Here is a 6,486-nt window from a genome sequence, read left to right as displayed (position 1 = left end):
CGACGCCCTCCTCGCCGAGGCCACGAACGAGGCCGAACGGCTCACCCGCGAGGCGGCCGAACTGGCCGAGTCGGTCGTGGCGGAGGCGCGCGCCGAGGCGGAGGGGACCGTGGGGTCCGCGCGGCGGGACGCCGAGGAGATCCGCGCCGGGTCGGAGCGGGTGCGGGCGGACGCCGAGGCGGCGGCCGAGCGGATGCGCGCGGAGGCCCGCGAGGAGGCCGACCGGGTCCTGGACGAGGCGCGGGAGGCCGGGGCCAAGAAGCGTTCGGACGCGGCCGAGCAGGCGGACCAGCTCGTCGCCAAGGCCCAGGAGGAGGCGCTGCGCGCCACCACGGAGGCCGAGGCGCAGGCGGACCTGATGGTCGGCGCGGCCCGCAAGGAGGCCGAGCGGATCGTCGCCGAGGCGACCGTCGAGGGCAACTCGCTGGTGGAGAAGGCGCGTACGGACGCGGACGAGCTGCTGGTCGGGGCGCGCAGCGACGCGACCGCCATAAGGGAGCGGGCCGAGGAGCTGCGGGGCCGGATCGAGAGCGAGATCGAGGAGCTGCACGACCGGGCGCGGCGCGAGACGGCCGAGCAGATGAAGACGGCCGGCGAGCGGGTCGACAAGCTGGTGAAGGCGGCGACGGAGCAGCGCGCCGAGGCCGAGGAGAAGGCGAAGGAGCTGCTCTCCGAGGCGAGTTCGGAGGCGAGCAAGGTCCGGATCGCCGCCGTGCGGAAGGCGGAGGCGCTCCTCAAGGAGGCCGAGCAGAAGAAGGCGTCGCTCGTCGCGGAGGCCGAGGGCATCAAGGCGGAGGCCGAGCGGACGCGGGCCGAGGCGGAGGCCGAGGCGGCGGAGACGATCGCGGAGGGCAAGCGCGAACTGGAGGTCCTGGTGCGCCGGCGCAAGGACATCAACGCCGAGATCTCCCGCGTCCAGGACGTGCTGGAGGCGCTGGAGTCCTTCGAGGCCCCGGGCGGCGCGAAGCCGTCGGGGGCGCCGGGCGCCAGGGCGGGGGCCCCGGCGGGTTCCACCCGTACGGGGGGCAAGTCCCAGGACGGCTAAGCCACTCAAAAGACTGGACATTCTCCGGGCCAAACCGGCATACGCTCGATGACACGCCGCTTCGGCCCCTAGGATTCCCTCTAACACCTCACCGGTCTCATTCGACAGGAACCCCATGAGCGACACTTCCTCCCCCTTCGGCTTCGAGCTCGTGCGGCGCGGTTACGACCGCGGTCAGGTGGACGACCGCATTACCAAGCTCGTGGCCGACCGCGACAGTGCCCTTTCCCGCATCACCTCTCTGGAGAAGCGCATCGAGGAGCTGCACCTCGAGACGCAGAACGCCCAGGCGCAGGTCACCGACGCCGAGCCGTCGTACGCGGGTCTGGGCGCCCGGGTCGAGAAGATCCTCCGGCTCGCCGAGGAGGAGGCCAAGGACCTGCGTGAGGAGGCCCGTCGCGCCGCCGAGCAGCACCGCGAGCTGGCCGAGTCGGCCGCCCAGCAGGTGCGCAACGACGCGGAGTCGTTCGCCGTCGACCGCAAGGCGAAGGCCGAGGACGAGGGTGTCCGGATCGTCGAGAAGGCCCAGGGGGAGGCCAACTCGCTGCGTGCCGAGGCGCAGAAGGACGCGCAGTCGAAGCGCGAGGAGGCGGAGGCCCTCTTCGAGGAGACCCGCGCCAAGGCGGCCCAGGCCGCCGCGGACTTCGAGACCAACCTGGCGAAGCGCCGCGAGCAGTCGGAGCGGGACCTGGCCTCGCGTCAGGCGAAGGCCGAGAAGCGCCTGGCGGAGATCGAGCACCGGGCCGAGCAGCTCCGCCTGGAGGCGGAGAAGCTGCGGACCGACGCGGAGCGCCGCGCCCGCCAGACGGTGGAGACGGCGCAGCGCCAGGCCGAGGACATCGTGGCCGACGCGAACGCCAAGGCCGACCGCATCCGCAGCGAATCGGAGCGCGAGCTGGCGGCCCTGACGAACCGCCGGGACTCGATCAACGCGCAGCTGACCAACGTCCGCGAGATGCTGGCCACGCTGACCGGCGCCGCCGTGGCGGCGGCCGGCTCCCCCGTCGACGACGAGCGCCAGAGCGGCGTCCCGGCCCAGCAGACCCGGTGACCGCACGCCGGTAACAGGGGTGCGAAGTCCGTCGAAACCCTCCGTCATTCCGGTGGCGGAGGGTTTTGCGCGCCCGTAGGTTGGACGCATGATCGAGCTTGAGGGCCTGACCAAGCGTTACGGGGCGAAGACCGCGGTCGACCATCTGTCCTTCCGGGTGCGGCCCGGTGTGGTGACCGGCTTCCTCGGACCGAACGGGGCGGGCAAGTCGACGACGATGCGGATGATGCTGGACCTGGACAACCCGACGAGCGGGACGGTCCGGATCGACGGCAGGCACTACCGGGAGCTGGACGAGCCGCTGAAGCACATCGGGGCGCTGCTCGACGCCAAGGCGATGCACGGCGGCCGTTCGGCGTACAACAACCTGCTGTGCCTGGCGCAGTCGAACCGCATCCCCCGGAGCCGGGTGGACGAGGTGCTCGGGCTGGTGGGGCTGACCCCGGTCGCGAAGAAGAAGTCGAAGGGTTTCTCCCTCGGCATGGGGCAGCGGCTCGGCATCGCCTCGGCGCTCCTGGGCGATCCCGAGATCCTGATGTTCGACGAACCCGTCAATGGTCTGGACCCCGAGGGAATTCACTGGATTCGCCATCTGATGAAGGCGCTGGCCGCCGAGGGGCGGACGATCTTCGTTTCCAGTCATCTGATGAGCGAAATGGCGCTGACGGCCGATCATCTGATCGTGATCGGGCAGGGAAAACTGCTGGCCGACACGTCGATGGCGGATTTCATCCAGCAGAATTCCCGGAGTTATGCGCGGCTGCGCTCGCCGCAGCGGGAACGGCTGCGGGACGTGCTGCACGCGAACGGCCTCACCGCGGCCGAGGCCGGCGACGGCGCCCTGGAGGTGGACGGGGCGACGACCGAGCGGCTGGGCGAGCTGGCGGCGGAGAACGGGATCGTGCTGCACGAGCTGAGCTCCCAGCGCGCCTCGCTCGAGGACGCCTTCATGCGGATGACGGCGGGCGCGGTGGAGTACCACGCGCACGGAACCGACGTACACGGCGGCGCCGCGGCGCCCGGCCCCCGGTGGGGCACGACCTCCGAGGGAGTCTGAACGATGACAGCGGCATCCGCGGTCCTCCGCTCCGAGTGGACCAAGATCCGGACGGTGGCGTCGACCGTCTGGACGCTGGCGAGCGCCCTGATCGTCACGGTGGCGATGAGCGCGGCCCTGTGCGCGCTCGTGGCGCACACCTTCGACGACATGAGCGAGGCCGAGCGGCTCACCTTCGACCCGACCCTGATCAGCTTCTCGGGGACGGCCCTGGGCCAGCTGGCGATGGTGGTCTTCGGCGTCCTGGTGGTGGGGACCGAGTACTCCTCCGGCATGATCCGCACCTCGCTGGCGGCCGTGCCGCGGCGGTCGGTCTTCCTCTTCTCGAAGATCGCGGTGGCGGCGGTGCCGGCGTTCGCCGTGGGCCTGGCGACGAGCTTCCTCTCCTTCTTCCTGGGACAGGCCCTGCTCGGGGAGCACGGGACCACGATCGGCGCGGACAACGTCCTGCGGGCGGTGGTCGGCGGCGGGCTCTACATGGGGCTGATCGCGGTCTTCTCGATGGGGGTGACGGCGATGCTGCGCTCCTCGATGCTCTCGCTCGGCATCCTGATGCCCTTCTTCTTCCTCGTCTCGCAGATCCTGGCGCAGGTGCCGAAGGCCAAGGAGGTGGCGCGGTACTTCCCGGACCAGGCGGGGTCGAAGATCATGCAGGTCGTGCCGGGCGCCATGGCCTCGGACGAGGCTCCGTACGGCCCGTGGGGCGGGCTCGGGATCATGGTGCTCTGGGTGGTGGCGGCGCTCGCCGGCGGCTACCTGGTGCTGCGGAGGCGGGACGCCTGATCCCGGGAGGGAGGCGGGACGCCTGATCCCGGGAGGCAGGCGGGACGCCCGGACCTCCGGGAAGGAGGCGGGGCGCCCGAGCCCCCGGGGAGGAGGCGCCCCCGGTCCTCCGCGTTTGGCCGGAACCGTCAACGGCTCGATAAGCTCCTAGCTCATACGGGGGGCTCCGGCCGACGGCCGCCACGCCCCGAAGAGGACGCGACCGACCTGTCGATGGGGCTGCAGAATGATCGAGGCAGTCGGCCTGACCAAGCGCTACGGCGCCAAAACGGCCGTGTACGACCTTTCCTTCCGGGTGAGGCCCGGCGTCGTCACCGGCTTCCTGGGGCCCAACGGCTCCGGGAAGTCGACGACGATGCGCATGATCCTCGGGCTCGACCGGCCCTCCGCGGGCCACGTGACGATCGGCGGGCACCCCTTCCGGCAGTTGCCGAACGCGCCCCGCCAGGTGGGCGCGCTCCTCGACGCCAAGGCCGTGCACGGCGGCCGGAGCGCCCGCAACCACCTCCTGTCGCTCGCCCAGCTCGCCGGCATCCCGGCGCGGCGGGTGGACGAGGTCCTCGGCGTGGTCGGCCTCCAGGACGTGGCCAGGCGGCGGTCCAGCGGCTTCTCCCTCGGCATGGGGCAGCGGCTCGGCATCGCGGCGGCGCTCCTGGGCGACCCGCAGGTGCTGCTCTTCGACGAGCCCGTCAACGGCCTGGACCCCGAGGGCATCCTCTGGGTGCGGAACCTGATGAAGAAGCTGGCCTCGGAGGGCCGGACGGTCTTCGTCTCCAGCCACCTCATGAGCGAGATGGCTCTGACGGCCGACCACCTGATCGTGATCGGCCGGGGGCAGCTGCTCTCGGACATGAGCGTCAAGGACTTCATCTCGGCGAACTCCGCCGACTTCGCCCGGGTGCGGACCCCGGCGGCCGAACCGGCCCACCGGGACAAGCTGACGGCGGTCCTGACGGAGGCCGGCGGGCAGGTGCTCTCCGAGCCGGACGGGGCGCTGCGGGTCACGGGCCTGCCCCTGTCCAGGATCAGCGACCTGGCGCACGACGCGGACGTACGGCTCTGGGAGCTGTCCCCGCACCAGGCGTCCCTGGAGGAGGCGTACATGCGGATGACGCAGGGCGCCGTGGACTACCGCTCCACCGACGACCGGCTCGCCCACCTCCAGCCGCCGCTCCAGCCCGGACGGCCGGGGTACGGGACGCCGCCGCCGGTGGTCCCGGACGTGCCGCAGCAGGGCTGGTACGCTCCGCCGCCGCCCGGGCAGAACCCGTACGCCACGGCGCCGGGGGTCCCCGCGCCGGGCACCCCTCCCCTGCCGGGTCCCCCGCCGACCTCCCAGCCGAGCGACACCACCGAGGACGCCCGATGACCGCCCCCGCGCACCACCACGCCCCGGCACCGCACTCCTACGTCTCCCCCATCCCGGTCCGCCGGGCGCACCTCGGGGACGCCCTGGCCTCCGAGTGGACGAAGATCCGCTCGGTGCGTTCGACGGTGTGGACGCTCGGCGTCATGATCCTGCTGATGGTGGCCATCGGCCTGGGGGTGGCGGCCCTCGCCTCGACCGCCGAGGCGTCGATGGGCGAGGAGACGGCGCTCGCCTTCGGCTTCTTCGGCATGCTGCCCGCCTCGATCTGCGTGATCACGCTCGGCGTGCTCACGGTCGCCTCCGAGTACGGCACGGGCATGATCCGCACGACCCTGACGGCCTGTCCGAGCCGGGCGCGGGTGCTGACGGCGAAGGCGGTCGTCTTCTTCCTGCTGGTCTTCACGGTCACCGCGGTGGTCGCGTCGCTGGTCTCGCTGGCGCAGGTCACGATCGTGGACGCGGCGGTGCCGTCGGCCGGGGACTGGCTGCGCGCGACGGTCGGGGCGAGCGCCTACCTGGCCCTGCTCGGCCTGGTGTCGCTGGCGGTCGGCACGATCGTCCGGCACTCGGCGGGCGCGATCACCGTGATGATCGGGGTGCTGCTCCTCCCGCTGGTGGCCGCCATGTTCATGTTCTCCGAGACGCTGAAGTCGACGCAGGAGTGGCTGCTCACGTACGCCATCCCCTCGCAGATGATCGCGCTGTACAGCACGGACCCGCCGTTCGACACGAGCGGTCCGGCGGGCTGGGAGCCGCTGCTGATCATGGCCGGCTGTGCCGCCGCCGCCCTGGGCGGTGCCTACGCCCTGCTGAACAGCCGGGACGTGTGACCCGGTCCGGACGATCCCGGCCTCAGTACCTCGGCGCGTTGCGGGACCGCTGCACCCGGCTGGTGCGGCGGTCCTTCGCGTTCCAGCACGCCTTGTGCCAGTGGCGCCGGTCGTCCACTCCCCCGTACTCCGGCCAGGCGACCACGTGCGGGGCGCCGGACGGGATCTCCTGGTCGCAGCCGGGGCAGCGGTAGCGCTTGCCGGGCGCGGCGGCACCGGCGACGAGCCGGACGTACCACTCCTCGTCCTGCCAGGTCTCGGTGCGCTGCACTCCGCCGTACCGGCCGCCGGGGTCGTCCTGGGACGCGGACTTCTCGCGGCCGCGGGAGCGGTTGTGGCGCGGGGACACGG

The 6,486-nt window shown here is 72.2% G+C and carries 6 protein-coding genes and 1 pseudogene; 6 read left to right on the top strand and 1 reads right to left on the bottom strand.

Annotated features, from left to right (window positions below):
- From ACFYZY_RS03280 to ACFYZY_RS03255, 6 genes and pseudogenes are all read left to right on the top strand, one after another.
- Positions 1-1,045 (top strand): annotated as a pseudogene (locus tag ACFYZY_RS03280) (hypothetical protein); the annotation flags it as partial.
- A 115-nt stretch (positions 1,046-1,160) separates the two neighbouring features.
- Positions 1,161-2,096 carry a cellulose-binding protein gene (locus ACFYZY_RS03275; RefSeq protein ID WP_388689015.1) on the top strand — a complete coding sequence of 312 codons (936 nt, stop codon included), beginning with the start codon at positions 1,161-1,163 and terminating at the stop codon, positions 2,094-2,096.
- An 88-nt stretch (positions 2,097-2,184) separates the two neighbouring features.
- Positions 2,185-3,153, top strand: coding sequence for an ABC transporter ATP-binding protein (locus ACFYZY_RS03270; RefSeq protein WP_388689013.1), 969 nt, complete (start codon positions 2,185-2,187; stop codon positions 3,151-3,153).
- 3 nt (positions 3,154-3,156) lie between these two features.
- The gene (locus tag ACFYZY_RS03265) at positions 3,157-3,936 is read left to right on the top strand and encodes an ABC transporter permease (RefSeq protein ID WP_388689011.1); all 780 of its coding nucleotides are present in this window, start codon (positions 3,157-3,159) and stop codon (positions 3,934-3,936) included.
- A 226-nt stretch (positions 3,937-4,162) separates the two neighbouring features.
- Positions 4,163-5,305 (top strand): ATP-binding cassette domain-containing protein, encoded by a 1,143-nt coding sequence (locus ACFYZY_RS03260; protein ID WP_388689009.1) that lies wholly within the window; start codon positions 4,163-4,165, stop codon positions 5,303-5,305.
- Positions 5,302-6,135 (top strand): ABC transporter permease subunit, encoded by an 834-nt coding sequence (locus ACFYZY_RS03255; RefSeq protein ID WP_388689007.1) that lies wholly within the window; start codon positions 5,302-5,304, stop codon positions 6,133-6,135. Before ACFYZY_RS03260 ends, ACFYZY_RS03255 begins: the two co-directional genes overlap by 4 nt.
- A 22-nt stretch (positions 6,136-6,157) precedes the next feature.
- On the opposite strand, the gene ACFYZY_RS03250 is transcribed toward ACFYZY_RS03255, so the two are convergent.
- Positions 6,158-6,484 (bottom strand): ATP/GTP-binding protein, encoded by a 327-nt coding sequence (locus tag ACFYZY_RS03250; protein ID WP_388689005.1) that lies wholly within the window; start codon positions 6,482-6,484, stop codon positions 6,158-6,160.
- Positions 6,485-6,486 lie beyond the last annotated feature (2 nt).

The sequence above is a fragment of the Streptomyces sp. NPDC001744 genome (assembly GCF_042892575.1).
Classification (GTDB): domain Bacteria; phylum Actinomycetota; class Actinomycetes; order Streptomycetales; family Streptomycetaceae; genus Streptomyces.
The sequence above is the reverse complement of the archived record's forward strand: the minus strand, read 5'-3'. Positions and strand labels throughout refer to the sequence as shown.